16 protein-coding genes are annotated in these 19,133 nt (G+C 60.2%); 8 read left to right on the plus strand and 8 right to left on the minus strand.

Going from position 1 to position 19,133, the window contains the following annotated elements:
- Nucleotides 1-410: 410 nt before the first annotated feature.
- The 6 genes from F8N21_RS23685 (at nt 411) to yccS (ending at nt 10,003) form a co-directional block, all read left to right on the plus strand.
- Nucleotides 411-1,853 carry a TldD/PmbA family protein gene (locus tag F8N21_RS23685; protein WP_150644429.1) on the plus strand — a complete coding sequence of 481 codons (1,443 nt, stop codon included), beginning with the start codon at nt 411-413 and terminating at the stop codon, nt 1,851-1,853.
- A complete protein-coding gene (locus F8N21_RS23690; protein WP_150644430.1) occupies nt 1,853-3,190 on the plus strand; it encodes a TldD/PmbA family protein in 1,338 nt (445 codons plus the stop codon). Before F8N21_RS23685 ends, F8N21_RS23690 begins: the two co-directional genes overlap by 1 nt.
- A 134-nt stretch (nt 3,191-3,324) precedes the next feature.
- On the plus strand, nt 3,325-4,752 hold the full coding sequence (mdtD, locus tag F8N21_RS23695; RefSeq protein WP_150644431.1) for a multidrug transporter subunit MdtD: 1,428 nt from the start codon (nt 3,325-3,327) through the stop codon (nt 4,750-4,752).
- A gap of 153 nt (nt 4,753-4,905) precedes the next feature.
- On the plus strand, nt 4,906-6,243 hold the full coding sequence (dbpA, locus tag F8N21_RS23700; RefSeq protein WP_263597309.1) for an ATP-dependent RNA helicase DbpA: 1,338 nt from the start codon (nt 4,906-4,908) through the stop codon (nt 6,241-6,243).
- A 141-nt stretch (nt 6,244-6,384) separates the two neighbouring features.
- The gene (locus F8N21_RS23705) at nt 6,385-7,563 is read left to right on the plus strand and encodes an NAD(P)/FAD-dependent oxidoreductase (protein ID WP_150644433.1); all 1,179 of its coding nucleotides are present in this window, start codon (nt 6,385-6,387) and stop codon (nt 7,561-7,563) included.
- A gap of 256 nt (nt 7,564-7,819) precedes the next feature.
- Entirely contained in the window at nt 7,820-10,003 is a 2,184-nt protein-coding gene (gene yccS / locus F8N21_RS23710) for a YccS family putative transporter (protein ID WP_150644434.1), read from the plus strand.
- A 42-nt stretch (nt 10,004-10,045) separates the two neighbouring features.
- On the opposite strand, the gene F8N21_RS23715 is transcribed toward yccS, so the two are convergent.
- Nucleotides 10,046-10,783: a substrate-binding periplasmic protein gene (locus F8N21_RS23715; RefSeq protein WP_150644435.1), complete on the minus strand. Its 738-nt coding sequence runs from the start codon at nt 10,781-10,783 to the stop codon at nt 10,046-10,048.
- A gap of 271 nt (nt 10,784-11,054) precedes the next feature.
- On the opposite strand from F8N21_RS23715, the gene F8N21_RS23720 reads away from it, so the two are divergent.
- The gene (locus F8N21_RS23720) at nt 11,055-11,507 is read left to right on the plus strand and encodes a GNAT family N-acetyltransferase (protein WP_150644436.1); all 453 of its coding nucleotides are present in this window, start codon (nt 11,055-11,057) and stop codon (nt 11,505-11,507) included.
- A gap of 203 nt (nt 11,508-11,710) precedes the next feature.
- On the opposite strand, the gene F8N21_RS23725 is transcribed toward F8N21_RS23720, so the two are convergent.
- The 3 genes from F8N21_RS23725 to F8N21_RS23735 are packed head-to-tail and all read right to left on the minus strand — an operon-like array spanning nt 11,711 to nt 14,711.
- Nucleotides 11,711-12,007, minus strand: a complete 297-nt coding sequence (locus F8N21_RS23725) for a winged helix-turn-helix domain-containing protein (protein WP_150644437.1) — start codon at nt 12,005-12,007, stop codon at nt 11,711-11,713.
- A gap of 23 nt (nt 12,008-12,030) precedes the next feature.
- A complete protein-coding gene (locus F8N21_RS23730) occupies nt 12,031-12,543 on the minus strand; it encodes a M48 family metallopeptidase (RefSeq protein ID WP_150644459.1) in 513 nt (170 codons plus the stop codon).
- A gap of 44 nt (nt 12,544-12,587) precedes the next feature.
- Nucleotides 12,588-14,711 (minus strand): putative bifunctional diguanylate cyclase/phosphodiesterase, encoded by a 2,124-nt coding sequence (locus F8N21_RS23735; RefSeq protein WP_150644438.1) that lies wholly within the window; start codon nt 14,709-14,711, stop codon nt 12,588-12,590.
- A 324-nt stretch (nt 14,712-15,035) separates the two neighbouring features.
- Between F8N21_RS23735 and F8N21_RS23740 the strand changes: the two genes are divergently transcribed.
- Nucleotides 15,036-15,704, plus strand: coding sequence for a polysaccharide lyase family 7 protein (locus F8N21_RS23740; RefSeq protein WP_150644439.1), 669 nt, complete (start codon nt 15,036-15,038; stop codon nt 15,702-15,704).
- A 258-nt stretch (nt 15,705-15,962) separates the two neighbouring features.
- Here F8N21_RS23740 and fba read toward each other — a convergent pair whose 3' ends face one another.
- From fba to F8N21_RS23765, 4 genes are all read right to left on the minus strand, one after another.
- Complete coding sequence (fba, locus tag F8N21_RS23745; protein WP_150644440.1) at nt 15,963-17,027, minus strand: class II fructose-bisphosphate aldolase; 1,065 nt, start codon at nt 17,025-17,027, stop codon at nt 15,963-15,965.
- A 298-nt stretch (nt 17,028-17,325) separates the two neighbouring features.
- A complete protein-coding gene (locus F8N21_RS23755; protein WP_150644441.1) occupies nt 17,326-17,655 on the minus strand; it encodes an MliC family protein in 330 nt (109 codons plus the stop codon).
- Nucleotides 17,656-17,715: 60 nt separating this feature from the next.
- Nucleotides 17,716-17,937, minus strand: a complete 222-nt coding sequence (locus tag F8N21_RS23760) for a hypothetical protein (protein ID WP_150644442.1) — start codon at nt 17,935-17,937, stop codon at nt 17,716-17,718.
- Between the two features lie 32 nt (nt 17,938-17,969).
- Nucleotides 17,970-19,133 carry a phosphoglycerate kinase gene (locus tag F8N21_RS23765; protein ID WP_150644443.1) on the minus strand — a complete coding sequence of 388 codons (1,164 nt, stop codon included), beginning with the start codon at nt 19,131-19,133 and terminating at the stop codon, nt 17,970-17,972.

A 19,133-nucleotide genomic window follows, 5' to 3' on the forward strand; every position in this document is an offset into this window, starting at 1 on the left:
AATACTGTGGCGAGGGGGCTTGTCGGAACGCCGCACCGCCCCGCTCGGCTGCGCAGCAGTCGTAAAACCGGCGGATGCGTACTACCTGGAAAACCGCGATTGCCGGTTTTAGGGCCGCTTCGCGACCCAGCGGGGGCAAGCCCCCTCGCCACAGGTAGGGTGTTCGGCCAACGAGATGTGTAGATACCTATGCCCAAAGGGGAGAGGGGGAAAGGGAGCGGATCTCCATGCTCTTCAAAATCTGAGTTCGACGCAGTGTATCTGAACGCTTTAAACCTGAGCTCGGCTCGGTCTCTCAGGTCGCAGTACTTCGTCAGAAAATCACGGTCAGTCCCCTCTCCCTCCTGGGGAGAGGGCTAGGGTGAGGGGTGGTTCTCACTGCCGCCACTCCATCACAAGGAGGTCCCCGAATGTTCGATTTCCACCCCCAGCTCAAACAACGCTTCGCTGCCTTGCGCACAGGCGCCGAGTTCTTTTCGCTGCGCTATGTGCGCGAGTCGGGCCAGTACCTGTCGGTGCGCAAGAACGTAGCGAAGCCTCCACACCTTGGCCGTGACGAAGGCGCGATGCTGACCGCGCGAGTCAATGGCGTCGAAGCCTACGCCGCGACCAACGACCTGTCCCAAACCGGCCTGCAAGCCGCCCTCGAACGGGCCGAACAGCAAGCCCGGTTGATCGCCGCCCACGCCCTGCTCGACCTGCGCCAACAGCCAGTGTCCAGCGAGCGCGCCGATTACCTTTCGCCGAACCTCGAGCAACCCTTGCCGTCCCTCGGCGATTGCTATCAATTGCTCGGCGACGAGTCCGCCGCCGTCCCTGAAGACGAACGGCTGGTGAACTGGGAAGTGAGCATCGGTATCACTCACGTCGAGCAGATCTACCTCAATAGCGCCGGTGCCGAACTGCGCCAGGCCCAGCGCTTCGTCTACCCGAGCCTGGAGGTCACCGCCTACGACGGCAATGACAGCCAGACCCGCAGCCTGGGCCGCGAGAACTTCGGCCAGCAAGGTGGCTTTGACGTAGTCGACCGCTGCGGGCTGGTGGGTGCTGGCCCCAAAGTCGCCGACCAGGCCCTGCAACTGCTGCTGGCGCCGAACACCCCACAAGGCCCGCGTGACCTGCTGTTGATGCCGGACCAGATGATGCTGCAGATCCACGAGTCCATCGGCCACCCGCTGGAACTGGACCGGATTCTCGGCGACGAACGCAATTACGCCGGCACCAGTTTCGTCAAAGCCAGCGACTTCGGCAGCCTGCAATACGGTTCGAAACTGCTCAATGTGACCTTCGACCCGGACATCCCCGAACAGCTCGCCAGCTACGCTCATGACGACGACGGCACAGCCGCGAGCAAACAATTGCTGATCCGCGAAGGGCTGTTGCTGCGCCCATTGGGTGGCGCGCTGTCGCAATACCGTTCGGGTCTCGACGGCGTCGCCAACAGCCGCGCCTGCGGCTGGAACCGTCCGCCGATCGATCGCATGGCCAACCTGAACATCGAGCCGGGCGATCAATCGCTGGACCAACTGATCGGCGGCATCGAGCACGGTGTGCTGATGTCGACCAACCGCTCCTGGTCGATCGACGATGCGCGCAACAAATTCCAGTTCGGCTGCGAATGGGGCCAGTTGATCGAAAACGGCGAACTCAAAGGCGTGGTCAAGAACCCCAACTACCGGGCGATTTCCGCACAGTTCTGGCGCAACCTCAGCGCCGTCGGCGACGCCAGCACCTTCAAGGTCCTCGGCACGCCGAACTGCGGCAAGGGCGAGCCGAATCAAGTGATCCGGGTCGGCCATGCGTCGCCGGCCTGTGTGTTCAGCAACGTTGATGTGTTTGGAGGAGATGCCTGATGAGTACTGCCATGAGTCAGGCCGAACAATTTCAGACACTGGTCGATTGGCTGCGCGGCAACCTGCGCGAGCCGGAACAGTTCACCCTCGGCTACGATGCCGAGTCCTCGGACTTCATCCGTTTCAATCACGCCAAGGTGCGTCAGGCCGGGCATGTGCAGCAGGCCAGCCTGAGTTTCAAGCTGATCAACGACGGACGTCACGCGGACCTCGGCATCACCCTGGCAGGCGACCCGCAAGTCGATCGCCGACGCTTGGCCGAGGGCCTGGAGCAGCTGCGCGAAACCTTGCCATTGTTGCCGCAGGACCCGTACCTGCTGCTCAATCACACCGGCTGGCAGAGCAAGAATGTGCAGGATCACCCGCTACCGGACACCGGGCAGGTGGTCGCCGAAATCGCTCGCGCCGCTGAAGGACTCGATCTGGTCGGTTTTTATGCCGCCGGTCCCATCAGCCGTGGCTTTGCCAGTTCCGCCGGAGCGTTCGGCTGGCACCAGGCCAACAGTTTCAACTTCGATTTCAGCCTGTTCCACGCCAATGGCCAGGCGGTGAAAGCCAGCTACGCCGGACATGACTGGAGCAGCGCGGGTTTTGCCAAGCGCTTTGAGCAAGCCCGCGAACAGTTGGACTACCTGAGCCGGCCACTGCGCACCCTGGCGCCAGGGCAATACCGCGCCTACCTCGCCCCGGCGGCCCTCGAGGAAATCATCGGCATGCTCTGCTGGGGTGGTTTCTCGGCGCAGTCGATTGCCAGCAAGAACAGTCCTCTGCAGCGGCTGTACGGCGGCGAAAGCCATTTCAGCCCCTTGGTATCCCTTGATGAAAAAGTCACCGGGTCGTTGAGTCCGGCATTCTCCAATGAAGGCTATCCGCGCAGCGATCTGACGCTGATCAACGCCGGCAAGGCCGACGCGCAACTGATCAACTCGCGCAGCGCCGCCGAATACGGCCTCAGCGCCAATGGTGCCAGTGGCGGCGAATCGCCGAGTGCGTTGAATATGGCGTCGGGTTCGCTGGTGCAGGAAGAGATTCTCAAGCGGTTGGGAACAGGCCTGTACATCAGCAACCTCTGGTACCTCAACTACTCGGACCAGCCAGCCGCACGCCTGACCGGCATGACCCGCTTCGCCACCTTCTGGGTGGAAAACGGCGAGATCCAGGCGCCGGTCAGCACCATGCGCTTCGACGACAGCGCCTACAGCCTGCTCGGTTCGCAACTGGAGGCGCTGACCCGCGAACGGGAACTGATCCTGTCGGCCAGTACCTACAGCCAGCGGCAAACCGCCTCGGCGCTGCTGCCCGGAGCGCTGGTCAGCCGACTCACCTTGACCCTGTGACACCGTGAAAGATCGCAGCCTGCGGCAGCTCCTACGCCGACCGGGTACACCCACAACGGGTAGGAGCTGCCGCAGGCTGCGATCTTTTCAAAGGCACACACGAAAACAACAGACTCACACCCACAAGAGGTCCCATGCCCGACCGCCCGGCTCTCGACGCTACAACCGCCTACTGGGTGCCCTGGGTGGTAGCCATCGCGTTTTTCATGCAGTCCCTCGACGGGACGATCCTCAATACCGCGTTACCCGCCATGGCCAGGGATCTGGCGGAAGACCCGCTGCGCATGCAAGGCGTAATCATCGCCTACATGCTCACCGTGGCCCTGTTGATTCCCGCTTCGGGCTGGATCGCCGACCGCTTCGGCACCAAAAAGATATTCTTCAGCGCGATTCTGCTGTTCAGCCTCGGCTCGCTGCTTTGCGCGCTGTCGAGCTCCTTGAGCATGTTGATCGGCGCCCGGGTCGTGCAAGGCCTCGGCGGCGCGCTGATGCTGCCGGTGGGCAGGCTGGTGGTGCTGCGGGCCTACCCGCGCTCGGACCTGGTGCGAATCATGGGTTTCATCACCATCCCCGGCTTGCTCGGGCCGCTGCTCGGCCCGACCATGGGCGGCTGGATGGTGCAATACCTGACCTGGCACTGGATCTTCCTGATCAACCTGCCGGTCGGCATGCTCGGTTGCTATGCGGTGTGGCGCTTCATTCCCGACCTGCGCGGCAGCAAGCGCACGCGCTTCGACGGCGTGGGCTTTGTGCTGTTCGGCGCGGCCATGGTGTTGATCACCATCGCCATGGAAGGTCTCGGCGAACTGCATTTGCCGCACCTGCGGGTGATGTTGCTGCTGTTCGCCGGCATGGCCTGCCTCGCGTCGTACTGGCTGCGCGCCGGGCACGTCGACAATCCGCTGTTTGCACCCTCGCTGTTCAAGACCCGGACCTTTGCCGTGGGCATCCTCGGCAATCTGTTCGCCCGCCTGGGCAGCGGCGCCTTGCCGTTCCTGGTGCCGCTGCTGCTGCAGATCGCCCTGGGTTATTCACCGTCCCAGGCCGGGATGAGCATGCTGCCGCTGGCGGCGGCGGCGATGATCGCCAAATCCGTCGCCCGGCCGTTGATCGAGCGCTTTGGCTATCGCATCGTCCTCACTGGCAACACCCTGGCGCTCGGCCTGATGCTCGCCAGCATGGGCCTGGTCAGCGAGCAGACGCCTTACTGGTTACTGTTGTTTCAGCTCGCCATACTGGGCGCGATCAACTCCTTGCAGTTCACCGCCATGAACACCGTGACCCTGATCGACCTGGACGACGCCAGCGCCAGCAGCGGCAACAGCCTGCTGTCGGTGGTCGCACAATTATCCTTGAGCCTGGGAGTGGCCTGCGCCGGCGCCCTTTTGGGGGGCTTTACCGCGCAGGCCGGCAACGACGGCGTGAACACTGTGCTGGAGGCGTTTCAGCTGACCTTCCTGACCGTGGGCATCATGGCGATGCTGGCCGCGGCGATCTTTTCCCAGCTGTCGCCCACGGACGGCAGGCGCATTCGGCGCCCACAGGAGCACATCGAGCCCTGATTTCTGACAAAAGGTCCCTGACCTGGCTACTTTTCGTCCAGAACTTGCAGGGAAAATGCTGGGGACTGGTACACTGCGCGACATTTTGTTTTGCAGGCCAGTCCCGTGACCACCATTGCCACCGCTTTTAATACTTTGCCGCTGTCCGCTGCCATGCTGGCTAACCTCGACTCCCTCGGTTATGCCCAGATGACGCCGATCCAGGCGCAAAGCTTGCCGGTGATCCTCAAAGGGATGGATCTGATCGCCCAGGCCAAGACCGGCAGCGGCAAGACCGCGGCCTTTGGTATCGGCCTGCTGAACCCGATCAATCCGCGCTTCTTCGGTTGCCAGGCACTGGTCATTTGCCCGACGCGTGAGCTGGCTGACCAGGTCGCCAAGGAAATCCGTCGTCTGGCCCGCTCCGAAGACAACATCAAGGTCCTGACCCTGTGCGGCGGCGTGTCATTCGGCCCGCAGATCGGTTCGCTTGAGCACGGCGCGCACATCATTGTCGGCACCCCGGGGCGCATCCAGCAGCACCTGCGCAAGGGCTCGCTGAAACTCGACGGCTTGAACACCCTGATCCTCGACGAAGCCGACCGCATGCTCGACATGGGTTTCTACGATTCTATCGAAGAAATCATCGCCCAGACCCCGGAGCGTCGTCAGACCCTGCTGTTCTCCGCCACCTACCCGGTGGGCATCAAGCAACTGGCATCGAAGTTCATGCGCAACCCGCAGCAAGTGAAGTCCGAGGCGATGCACGCCGACAGCCAGATCGAGCAGCGTTTCTACGAGATCTCGCCGGAAGAGCGCATGGACGCGGTTATCAAAGTTCTCGCGCATTTCCGTCCGCAATCCACCGTGGCTTTCTGCTTCACCAAGCAGCAGGTCCAGGAAACCGTTGACCATCTGACCGCCAAAGGCATTTCCGCCGTCGGTCTGCATGGCGACCTGGAGCAGCGCGATCGCGATCAAGTGCTGGCGATGTTCGCCAACCGCAGCACCTCGGTACTGGTCGCCACCGACGTCGCCGCTCGCGGCCTGGACATCGATGCGTTGGACATGGTGGTCAACGTCGAGCTGGCCCGCGACTCGGAAATCCACATCCACCGCGTCGGCCGTACCGGTCGTGCCGGCGAGAAAGGCATTGCGATCAGTCTGGTCGCGCCGTCCGAAGCCCATCGCGCCCAGGCCATCGAGCAGCTGCAGAAATCGCCACTGAGCTGGGACCAGCTGGATAACCTGAAGTCCCAGGGCGGCGCCCCGCTGCTGCCGGCCATGAGCACTCTGTGCATCGGTGCCGGCCGTAAAGACAAGGTTCGCCCAGGCGATATCCTCGGCGCCCTGACCGGCGATGCCGGCATCCCGGGTGCCCAGGTCGGCAAAATCGCCATCTTTGACTTCCAGGCCTATGTGGCTGTGGAACGCAGCATGGCCAAGCAGGCTGTGCAGCGTTTGAGCGAAGGCAAAATCAAAGGCCGCTCGTTGCGCGTTCGCATTTTGTAATTACGCTACATATCTAACTGTAGGAGCTGCCGCAGGCTGCGATCTTTTGATCTTGCTTTTGTGCGGCAGTTAAATCGCCGAAAGATCAAAAGATCGCAGCCTTCGGCAGCTCCTACGGTTGCTTATTCTGAGGACACCGTTTTGCGCTCTACCGAAGTCGTGATCATTGGCGCTGGCGCCGCAGGGTTGATGTGTGCGCTGACTGCCGCCGGGCGTGGGCGCAAAGTGATGCTGATCGACCATGCGAACAAGGCCGGCAAGAAAATCCTGATGTCCGGCGGTGGACGCTGCAATTTCACCAACATGTACACCGAACCGAACAATTTTCTCTCGCAGAACGCGCATTTTTGCAAATCCGCCCTGGCCCGCTACACCCAATGGGATTTCATCGGGCTGGTGGCCAAGCATGGCGTGCCCTACCACGAGAAGAAACTCGGCCAGTTGTTCTGCGATAACAAGTCCAGCGACATCCTCGGCATGCTGCTCGAAGAGTGTGACCAGGCCGGCGTCAGCCTGCACCTGGACACCTCGGTGCAGAACATCGAAAAACTCGAAAGCGGCTATCTGCTGGAAACCACGTTGGGCCAGTTGAGCTGCGAGTCCCTGGTGATCGCCACGGGCGGCCTGTCGATCCCGACGCTGGGCGCCACCGGTTTCGGTTATCAGGTGGCCAGGCAGTTCGGTCATGAGCTGCTGCCTACCCGCGCCGGACTGGTGCCGTTCACCATCACCGATCAGCTCAAGGAACTGTGCATCGAGCTGTCCGGCACTTCCGTGGATTGCCTGGTGAGCTGCAACGAACAGAGCTTTCGCGAGAATATCCTGTTCACCCACCGCGGCCTCAGCGGCCCGGCGATTTTGCAGATTTCCTCGTATTGGGAATCCGGCGACACGCTGGAAATCAACCTGCTGCCGGATCATGACGTGCCTGGCTGGTTGCAGCAGCAACAGGCCGAACGTCCCAATAGCGAGTTGAAAACCCTGCTCGGCGAGATCTTCACCAAGAAGATGGCCAACCTGCTCGCCGACTCCTGGTTCGTCTCCAAGCCAATGAAGCAGTACACCCACGCTGAATTGGCCGCTATTGCCGAAAGACTCGCGAGCTGGAAGTTGGTGCCGGCGGGTACCGAAGGCTATCGCACCGCGGAAGTGACCCTGGGCGGCGTCGACACCCGCGAGGTCTCGTCGAAAACCATGGAATCGCTGAAAAGCCCTGGCCTGTACTTCATCGGCGAAGTGCTGGACGTCACCGGCCACCTTGGTGGTTTCAACTTCCAGTGGGCCTGGGCCTCGGGCTACGCTGCAGCACAATACGCCTGACACAACCCCACCCTGTAGGAGCTGTCGAGCGGAGCGAGGCTGCGATCTTTTCGGCCCCGACACCGATTGAAGATCAAGATCAAAAGATCGCAGCCTGCGGCAGCTCCTACATGGGACCGCGTTTCAAAGCCACGGCACCGTGTTTCCGTATTTCAACGACGGTACAAATTTTGCTGTCAGATGTGATCGACGCCATTGCGTCGTCGTCATTACTGGCTCAATTTAGCTGCATTGCCCCGGAAGGCCCTCGCACTTCATGTCATCGACCTCGTTTCATCAGTCTCTGCGTCGCCTCTGGGCGCTGGATAAATTCAGCTACAGCGTGCGGGTATTCATCGCTTTGACCGGCAGCATGGCGCTGTGTTGGTACCTGGATGAAATGGCCTTGCTGATCCCGTTGTTCCTGGGAATTATCGCCAGCGCCCTGGCCGAGACCGACGACAGTTGGCAAGGTCGCCTGAATGCCCTGGCCGTCACCCTGGTGTGCTTCAGCGTCGCGGCATTTTCCGTCGAATTGTTATTTCCCTACCCGCTGATTTTTGTCGTATTCCTGGCACTGGCCAGTTTCGGCCTGACCATGCTCGGTGCATTGGGCGAACGTTATGGGGCGATTGCTTCGGCAACCCTGATTCTCTCGGTTTACACCATGATTGGCGTGGAGCAGCGCGGTGGCGAGGTCACTGACCTCTGGCATGAACCGGTGCTGCTGGTGGCCGGCGCAGCCTGGTACGGTTTGCTGTCGGTGCTGTGGCAGGTGCTGTTTTCCAACCAGCCGGTGCAGCAGAGCCTGGCGCGACTGTTCCGGGAACTGGGGTACTACCTGAAACTGAAGTCGTCGCTGCTCGAGCCGATCCGCCAACTGGATGTCGAAGCACAGCGTCTGGAACTGGCCCAGCAAAACGGTCGGGTCGTCGCCGCACTCAATACCACCAAGGAAATCATCCTGCACCGGGTCGGCAACGGCCGGCCGGGGGCGAAAGTCAGTCGCTACCTGAAGCTGTACTTCCTTGCGCAAGACATCCACGAACGCGCCAGCTCCTCCCATTACCCCTACAATGCCCTGGCCGAAGCGTTCTACCACAGCGATGTGCTGTTTCGCTGCCAGCGCCTGCTGCGCCAACAAGGCAAGGCCTGCCGGGCGCTGGCGGAGTCGATCCAGATGCGTCAGCCGTTCGTCTACGATGCCAGCTTCGCCGAAGCCCTGAGCGACCTGCATGCCTCCCTCGACCACCTGCGCACCCAGAACAACCCGGCCTGGCGCGGCCTGCTGCGTTCCTTGCGTGCGCTGGCGGCGAACCTTGGCACCCTCGATCGGTTGATCAGCGACGCGAGCAACCCGGACACCCTCGCCGACGCCACCGACAGCAGCCTGTTGGACCGTTCGCCACGCAGCCTCAAGGACGTCTGGACCCGCCTGCGGACCCAACTGACGCCGACGTCGCTGCTGTTCCGGCATGCCCTGCGCTTGCCCCTGGCGCTGAGCATCGGCTACGGTATGGTGCATTTGATCCACCCGTCCCAGGGTTACTGGATCATCCTCACCACGCTGTTCGTCTGCCAACCGAACTATGGCGCCACCCGCCGCAAGCTCGGCCAGCGGATCATCGGCACCGCTATCGGCCTGATCGTGGCCTGGGCGCTGTTCGACCTGTTCCCGAGCCCTCTGGTCCAGTCGCTGTTCGCGATTGCCGCCGGGGTGGTGTTCTTTATCCACCGTACTACCCGTTACACCCTGGCAACCGCGGCGATCACCATCATGGTGCTGTTCTGCTTCAACCAGGTGGGCGACGGTTACGGCCTGTTACTACCGCGACTGTTCGATACTCTGCTGGGCAGCCTGATTGCCGGCCTGGCGGTATTCCTGTTCCTGCCGGACTGGCAGGGGCGCCGCCTGAACAAGGTGCTGGCCAATACCCTGACCTGCAACAGCATCTACCTGCGGCAAATCATGCAGCAATACGCGGCCGGCAAGCGCGACGATCTGACCTATCGCCTGGCCCGGCGCAATGCCCACAACGCCGATGCAGCGCTGTCGACCACCCTGGCCAATATGCTGATGGAACCGGGGCATTTTCGAAAGGAAGCTGACGTCGGCTTCCGCTTCCTGGTGCTCTCCCACACCTTGCTCAGCTACCTGTCGGGCCTCGGCGCCCACCGGGAAACCCAGCTACCAGGCGAGGTGCGCGAGCATTTGATCAATGGGGCCGGCGTCAGCCTGGCGGCAAGCATCGATGAAATCGCTCAGGGGTTGGCGAGCAAACTGCCCATTGCCATTCAGAGCGATGCGGAAGAAGCCCTGGCCAATGACCTGGAGCGTATGCCCGACGAAATCGATGAAGGTCAACGGTTGGTGCAAACACAGTTGGCGCTGATCTGCCGGCAACTGGGGCCGTTGCGCACATTGGCGGCGCATTTGATCAAGGATACGAGCGAGGCTTGAGAGCTCTGGTGACTGGACACTCCTCGACGGCCCTTCAAGACGTTACATCCCATGCTGCTTGAGCAACCGGTCGTAGCTGCCATCGGCCTTCATCGCCGCTATCTCGCGGTCGAAACCGGCGACGATCTGTTGATGTTCGGGGTTCTTCAGGCTGACCAGAATGTGCAGACTGTTTTCGCTCAGCGGCTTGGGCAAAAAACCCACCGAATCGCGCACCGTTGGCGACTCGCGGGCCAGGTAGTAGCGCGCGACGTATTCATCTTCCAGAGTCAATTTCACGCGATCGGCAGCCAGCATGCGCACGGCCATCGAGAAGTTGTGCACCGGGATTTTATGCAAGCCAGGATCCTCGTCGAACGCCGACGAATAGGCATAACCACGCACCACGGCGATCGGATACCCATGCAATTGCTGCAAATTGTCGTATTCGATTGGCTCATCCTTGCGTTTGATAAAGCGTACACGGTTGAGTAGATATTCCCCGGAAAACTGCCCCAAATGGGTCCTGGCCTCGGTGAACCAGGCATTCACCAGCACGTCATAACGCCCCTCGCCAACCCCCTGCAAGGCTCTGGCCCAAGGCACTTGCTCGAACTCACTGGTATAGCCGGCGCGCGCCAGGGCAGTACTGACAATATCGGTGGCTAACCCGCCATTGACTAGCGTGGAGTCGGTAAACGGCGGCCAGGCATCGGCTACCAGACGCAACTTTTGCGCATAAGCGCTCTGACCCAGCAAGAGCGATCCAATCAATACAAAGGCTCGAAGCAATCGCGGCATGCTAAAACATCCTTGGCGGGCGGGCGGCCCAGCGTGTTTTTAGCCAAAACTCCAAGACCCCTGTACCGGTCAACGGCAACAATTCCGGCTCTGACATTAGCTCATGAGAGCCATTGTGAAGAGCTGCAAAGCAGATTACACAAAGAAGACAGGGCCGAGCAAAATGAATGATCTCAACTTGATTACGGTCACATAAACAACACTTGCCGCCAGCAGACATCCATTTGGATGGCGTTTAGTATCAGAAGCAGAGCTCCTACAGGATGAAGTGATGACAATCGATTGGGTTTGCAAACACCATAGCGATCTGGGCAAGGACCAGTTGTACGCCATTCTGCAACTGCGCACGGAAGTCTTCATTGTCGAGCAGAAATGCGCGTATCAGGACGTCGATGGCCAGGACCTGGAGGGCGACACCTGCCATTTGATGGCCTGGGAGGGTGATCGACTGGTGGCTTATTTACGCTTGCTCGACCCGGCTTCCCAAGGCGGTGACGTGGTCATCGGCCGTGTGGTGATTGCTCCAGAAGCGCGAGGCAAAGGCCTGGGCCATGAGCTGATGGCCAATGCCTTGAAGCAGGCTGAAAAGCACTGGCCCGAGGTGCCGATCTATCTGTCGGCACAGGCGCATTTGCAGGGTTATTACGGGCGATATGGGTTTGTCGTGGCGGGTGAGGAGTTTCTTGAAGATGATATTCCGCATATCGGGATGCGTAAGGCTTAAAGATGCCTTCAGGTGAACGCTAAACCTGTGGCGAGGGGGCTTGCCCCCGCTCGGCTGCGTAGCAGTCGTAAAACCATCCCGCGCGTTCTATCTGATACAACGCGGTTGCCCGTTTTAGGGCCGCTGCGCGCCCCAGCGGGGGCAAGCCCCCTCGCCACAAATACTCACCAGGCTCACCAGGCTCACCAGGCTCACAGTATGCTTCAGGGGTACCCCAGCACCGCCTTTACCTGTCCCAGGTGCTGGGTAATCCAACCCTTATCGATCGCCCCCCAGCTATGGATCTGATAACGCCCGGCATGGTTGCGCGCGCCATCCTTTTGCTCGAATTCGCAGACGATATCCAGATCCGCCAACGCGGCAATCGTATCCTGCGCCGTGCGCCGGGGCATGCCGGTGACTTCAGTGATCGCCGGCACGCTGCTGGCCAACTGGCTGTCGATCAGATAAGCCACGTACAAGCGCCGATAAAAGCTGCTTTTGGTCTTGCTCACGTCCATTCACAAACTCCTCTCGGTAGCGGCTACGGGGCCACAACAGCCTTGCCCTGCATGTCCCGATAAGTCAGGTAAACGCGCAGGTCGAATTCCAATTGGTGGTAGCCCGGCAGCATGTGCTCGCAGAGCTGATAAAACGCTTTGTTATGATCGGACTCTTTGAAGTGCGCCAGTTCATGCACCACGATCATGCGCAGAAATTCCGGCGCCGCCTCCTTGAACAACGCGGCGATGCGGATTTCCTTCTTGGCCTTGAGTTTGCCGCCCTGCACCCGGGAAATCGCCGTATGCAGGCCAAGGGCGCGATGAGTCAGGTCAAGACGGTTATCGAACAGCACTTTGTCGATGGCTGGCGCGTTACGCAGGTATTCCTGCTTCAAGGCTAAAGCATAGCTGTACAGTGCCTTGTCGCTCTGCACCGAATGTTTGTCGGGATAACGCTGGCCAAGATAGTCGCCCAACCGATCTTGCGCGATCAGCTGGCGCACTTGCTCTTGCAGCGCAGCGGGATAAGCCTGGAGGTACTTCAGCGCGGTCATGGGAGCGGGCAACACAGTCACGAAAGGTCACCAGTGTAGCGAATTCAGCCTCCCGGCGCGCCCCAGTCAAACGGCTGCGCGAAGCGGCTCGCATCACAAGCCATCAGCGGTTGCGCCACCAGGCTACCTTGCACGTACTCGCAACCATGGGTCTGCAACCACTGGAATTGCTCAAGGGTTTCCACTCCTTCGGCGATTACCTGCAAACCGAATTGCTTGCACAGCTCGATAATGCTATGGACCATCGCGGCATCGCGTGGCGAGTCGAGCAGGCGGGTGATCAGCTGCCGATCAAGCTTGAGGGTGTCGAGCTCCAAGTCGCGCAGGTGAGCCAGGGAGCAGTTGCCTGCACCAAAATCATCGAGCGCGACCCGCACCCCGAGGTTGCGCAGCAGGCGCAACTGTTTGCGCGACTCCTCGAAATTCTGCATCAGTGCGTCCTCGGTCACTTCGATTTCCAGCTGGTGCGCCTGCAAGCCATAACGCTCAAGCACTTGGCGAAACTCGGCGACCAGGTTTGGCATGCTGAACTGGGTCTCGCTCAGGCTTACACAGAGCACCAGGTCGTCACCAAACACACCGCCCCAGGCGCTGCGCTGCGCCGCGCTCTGCTGATAGATCCAGCTGCTCAGACGGCTGATCAGCCGTGCCTCTTCCAGTAATGGCAAAAACAGTCCCGGCGGTACATCTCCGACACTCGGATGCTGCCAGCGCAGTAACGCTTCGAATCCGCGCAGACGGCCATCGGCTATCGCCACCTGAGGCTGGTACACCAGATTGAAGTCCTTGTTCTCAATCGCTGAGCGCACGCTTTCTTCAAGCATCAAGCGCGAACGGGCGCGGCCGTTCATTTCGTGATCATAGAATCGATACTGCTGACGTCCCGCGCGCTTGGCCTCGTACATGGCGATATCGGCAGCCTGCAGCAAGCCATCAAGATTGGAGCCGCAGTCCGGGTAGGTGGCGATCCCGATACTTACCCCGAGCGTCAATTCCCGACCCTCGATCTGCTGACAGATCGACACTCGCTCCAGGAGCTTCTCCGATATTTTCGCCGCTTGTTCGGGGAATTCCAGATCGAGCAGCGCGGTGAACTCATCGCCCCCCATGCGTGCCAGAATATCGTCGGAGCGCAAGCACGCCTTCAATTGCTCGGACACCCAGCGCAGTACCCGATCCCCGGCATCGTGCCCCAAGGAATCATTGACCCGCTTGAAGCCATCGAGGTCCAGATACAGCAGCACCGGCGTGGTGTCCGAACGCTCGGTGCGCAAGAGAAGGCTCTCAACTGTCTGGTAGAACCCACGGCGGTTGAGCAGCCCGGTCAAGGGGTCGGTGACGGCCTGGAATTCCAGTTGCTGATGCAGATGGCGCACCACCGACATATCCAGCACCGTCACCACCATGGCTTTCTGCTCGGCCGGCAACGGCGCGCACGAGAGTGCCACGGGCACCTGCTGACCAGGGGCGGTGCGCAACATGGCATCGTGCAAGCGCCAGGTTTCACCGCGGCGGTAGCCGGTATAAAGCTCTGAATCGATCCAGCTGAGCACATGGGGATTTTGCAGAAAACTCACAAACTCCGCGCCCTGCAACTCGGCCACCGGAGCATTGAGCAACCGCGAGATCGCCGGGTTGGCAAAGCGGATCAGGCCGCCCTCATCCACCACCAGAATCCCTTCTGCCGCATTGTCCAGCACCGCGGCATTGAACGCCCGCGCCACCTCCAGATCATGACTCAGACGCTGCAGGGCCCGACGATTGCGCTGATGCTCGAGCAACGCCTGGACTTTCGGTTTGAGAATCTGTGGGTCGAACGGCTTGAACAGGTAATCCACCGCGCCACTGGCATAGCCCTTGATCACGGAGGCCTGGGACTGCTCGTTGGCGGTGAGGAAAATGATCGGGGTCAGTTGAGTACGTTGGCTGCCACGCATCAGGCGCGCCACTTCAAAACCGTCCATGCCGGGCATCTGCACATCCAGTAGCACCAGGTCGACTTCATGCTCGAGCAACAAGCCCAGTGCTTCGACCCCGGAAGCTGCCGTCATGACATGCCAGTCCTGGCGCTGCAACAGCGCACGCATGCTGATCAAATTTTCGGGATAGTCATCCACTATCAAAAGGACTGAGCGGCCTTCACCTGGCTTGGATTGCGCGCATTCCATGCTGCTTCTCTTATCAAGGCGTCATATTGGTAACCGGAGGGAAAACCGGACAAATACTGAGCCCTCACTCTAGCCTCGGATGCGCCAAAGCAGTAGATGCCATCACGCCATCATCCTGATAAACCCTCAGGCACCCGACTAACGGTAAGGCCCACAGCCCCCGAAAACCGGGGAAGATGGCATTTCGCCAGAAGGTTGGCGTCAACTCTCCGCCAGACGGACTTAACAAAGGATAATTCTGCGCTTATAAAGACCGACCTCAAAAAGCGCGAGCTAAAGCCTCTGGCTGCTTGCGTACAGCATGAATCAGCAAAAGGTTTGAATATGATCGATATGGCATCCTGGAACCTGAGCGTTCCCGTCGGCAGCCCCCCGGCGACCATCGAAACCTCCAAACTGGTGAGTGGTTTCAAGGATCAGTACTTCAATTCCGATGGCAGCACCGTGTATTTCTGGGCACCCGTGACCGGTACACGCACTGAAAATGCCAAATATCCGCGTACCGAATTACGCGAAACCTACTCCAACGGCACCTTGCACAATTGGCTCTACCCCGACGCTGACAATCTGCTGCGCGCCACCCTGGTGGTGAACCAGGTGCCGTCCTCGGGCAAGATTGTCATTGGCCAGATCCATGCCTACGAAAGCACCAGACCCATGGTGAAAGTCGAGTACCAATACAGTGAAAGCACACAGAGCGGCAACATCGTCGCCAAAGTGCGCATGCGCCCCGATGATAAAGAAGGCCGGGTGATCAATATCGCCCAGGACGTGAAACTGGACAGGGAGTTCTCCTACCGGATCCACCTCGGCCGCAGCGGCGCCCTGAGCGTCGCCGCGGCGGGTTATCAGTGGGACACCCAGATCGGCGCTGCCTGGGGCAACAAACCGCTGTACTTCAAGGCCGGGGTTTATGTGCAGGACAATACGGGCTACAAAAGCGAAGGTGGGAAAGCGACGTTCTCCAGGCTGGATATCGATCACAACAAATAGTGATGGGGCCTGCGCGAATGCGGCCTTTTGTGGCGAGGGGGCTTGCCCCCGCTGGCCTGCGCAGCAGGCCCAAAACCGGCAATCGCGTTTTATCAGCTAGAACGCATCTGCCGGTTTTTGCGAGTGCTGCGCACTCGAGCGGGAGCAAGCTCCCTCGCCACAGGGAACAGCGCACCCACCCTGGTGTCACTCTCGCCGGCCCCATAAAAAAACCCGCATCTCTGCGGGTTTTTTATTAACGCTATTAAACGCTCAGGCTTAGTTAACCTTGGCGTTCAACTCACCTTTGGCGTAACGCTGGAACATCGCTTCCAGAGAAATCGGCTTGATCTTCGAACCATTGCCTGCAGTACCGAAAGCTTCGTAACGCGCGATACACACGTCACGCATGGCAGTCACGGTCGCGCCGAAGAATTTACGTGGGTCGAATTCGCTCGGGTTGGTGGCCATCAGGCGACGCATCGCACCGGTGGATGCCAGGCGCAGGTCGGTGTCGATGTTGATCTTGCGCACGCCGTGCTTGATGCCTTCGACGATTTCTTCAACCGGGACGCCGTAGGTTTCTTTGATGTCGCCGCCGTACTGGTTGATGATCGCCAGCCACTCTTGCGGAACCGAAGAAGAACCGTGCATCACCAGGTGGGTGTTAGGGATGCGCTTGTGGATTTCTTTGATGCGGTCGATGGCCAGCACGTCACCGGTAGGTGGCTTGGTGAACTTGTAGGCGCCGTGGCTGGTGCCGATGGCGATGGCCAGGGCGTCGACCTGAGTGCGCTTGACGAAGTCAGCGGCTTCTTCCGGATCGGTGAGCATCTGGCTGTGATCGAGCACGCCTTCGGCGCCGATGCCGTCTTCTTCACCGGCCATGCCGGTTTCCAGCGACCCCAGGCAACCCAGCTCGCCCTCTACCGAGACGCCGCAGGCGTGAGCCATGGCTACGGTCTGTTGGGTGACGCGGACGTTGTAGTCGTAGTCGGTCGGGGTCTTGCCGTCTTCGCCCAGGGAGCCGTCCATCATCACCGAACTGAAGCCCAGCTGGATGGAACGCTGGCAGACGTCAGGACTGGTGCCGTGGTCCTGGTGCATGCACACCGGGATGTGCGGAAACTCTTCGATCGCAGCCAGGATCAGGTGACGCAGGAAGGGCGCACCGGCGTATTTGCGCGCACCGGCACTAGCCTGGACGATCACCGGGGAGTCAGTCTTGTCAGCGGCTTCCATGATGGCGCGCATCTGTTCAAGGTTGTTGACGTTGAAGGCTGGAACGCCGTAGCCGTATTCGGCTGCGTGGTCCAGCATCTGGCGCATGCTGATAAGTGCCATTAGGTGTGTATCTCCCGGTTGAGGGTCGTTAATCGTGCAAGCCTGCCGTAGCGGCGGCTGCTATTCAAGTTATTGCAGATCGGGGGCAAGCCCGGACTGCCAATTCGGTACACATAAATCCTGGGTTCAGCGAGAACCCTGTGGCGAGGGGGCTTGCCCCCGTTCGGCTGCGAAGCAGTCGTAAAACCTATTGATGCGGTCCTCTTGAAGGGCCGCGTCGCCTGGCTTTGGGAGCGCTTCGCGCTCCAGCGGGGGCAAGTCCCCTCGCCACAGGTTCTGTATCCGGCGCCTGATTTGCTTACAGCGCTTTACAGCCGCGACCGATCAAGTCATTGGTGGCGACCCAGTAAACCAGGCCTTCCTCACCTTTTATGTGAAACGCCAACATGTCGTTGCTGTACAGCGAGCCGGAGCCGCTGGGTTCCAGTTTCAGGCGGTAGATCTTATCGGCACCGCCCAGGCGTAAATCGACTTCCGTACGGTTGCTGTCAGTGTAGCGCCAGACCACTTGTGCCTGGCTATCGCAGCTCCAGGTCGTCCAGCTGTCCTGCTGCGGCGACTCAAACAGGTTCAAGCTGCCGCAACCTGCGAGCAATACCAGCGCCATCACGGCGATAAGGCCTTTCATCGGTGTTCCTCGACTTGCGGCTGACAGCCGCAAGCACCGCGCGTTAATGAATCTGACCCGTCAAGGACAGCCATGTTCCTTGGCCTTGGCCGGAGTCTCGTATTTGTCCAGAGCTTCCGGCCCCGAGCGCTTGTTGATCACCGGGGCGGTTTCGGCCTGCCACTCGGCCTGATAACAGCCTTTTTCCGGCTCGCTCGCTGCAGGTTCAGGCGTGGTCTGCGGAGTACTCCCGCAGCCTGCCAGCAAACCCGCGAAGAGCAATAGCGGTAACGTCTTGACCATTTGAATGTTCCTTTTTCAGGCCAGATAAACCCTTAGGCTTTTGCGCGGCTTTCCAGCACTTCAACAGCAGGCAGCACTTTACCCTCGACGAATTCGAGGAATGCGCCGCCGCCGGTAGAAATGTAGGAGATTTGCTCGGCCACGCCATATTTATCGATGGCGGCCAGTGTGTCACCACCGCCGGCAATGGAGAACGCCGAGCTTTCGGCGATAGCCTGGGCCAGGACTTTGGTGCCGTTACCGAACTGGTCGAATTCGAATACGCCGACCGGACCGTTCCACAGAATGGTCTTGGAGGATTTCAGCAATTCAGCGAAATTCGCCGCGGTTTGCGGACCGATATCGAGGATCATGTCGTCATCGGCGACGTCCGCGATCAGCTTGACCGTGGCCGCAGCGCTTTCGGCAAACTCCTTGGCAACCACCACGTCGATCGGCAATGGCACGCTGACTTTGGCGGCGATGGCGCGGGCGGTGTCCAGCAGGTCTGGTTCGTACAGCGACTTGCCGACCGGGTGACCGGCCGCGGCGAGGAAGGTGTTGGCAATGCCGCCGCCGACGATCAGCTGGTTGCAGATCTGGCTCAGGCTATTGAGCACGTCAAGCTTGGTGGAAACCTTGGAGCCGGCAACGATGGCGGCCATTGGCTGAGCCGGTGCGCCGAGCGCTTTGCCCAATGCGTCCAGCTCGGCAGCCAGTAACGGGCCAGCAGCCGCGACTTTAGCGAACTTGGCCACGCCGTGGGTCGAGCCTTCAGCGCGGTGAGCGGTGCCGAAGGCATCCATCACGAATACGTCGCACAGGGCAGCGTATTGTTTGGCTAGTTCGTCAGCGTTCTTTTTCTCGCCTTTGTTGAAGCGCACGTTTTCGAACAACACGATGTCGCCGGCTTTAACGTCGACGCCGCCCAGATAATCGGAGACCAGCGGCACTTCGCGGCCCAGGGCCTTGCTCAGGTAATCGGCAACCGGCTTGAGGCTGTTCTCGGCCGAGAACTCGCCTTCGGTCGGACGGCCCAGGTGTGAGCAGACCATCACGGCCGCGCCTTTTTCCAGGGCCAGCTTGATGGTCGGCAGCGAAGCCAGGATTCGCGCATCGCTGGTGACAACACCGTCCTTGACTGGGACGTTGAGGTCTTCGCGGATCAGTACGCGCTTACCTTGCAGATCGAGGTCGGTCATCTTCAACACGGTCAT

Origin of the sequence: Pseudomonas fluorescens (assembly GCF_902497895.1) — a bacterium.
Taxonomy (GTDB): domain Bacteria; phylum Pseudomonadota; class Gammaproteobacteria; order Pseudomonadales; family Pseudomonadaceae; genus Aquipseudomonas; species Aquipseudomonas fluorescens_BP.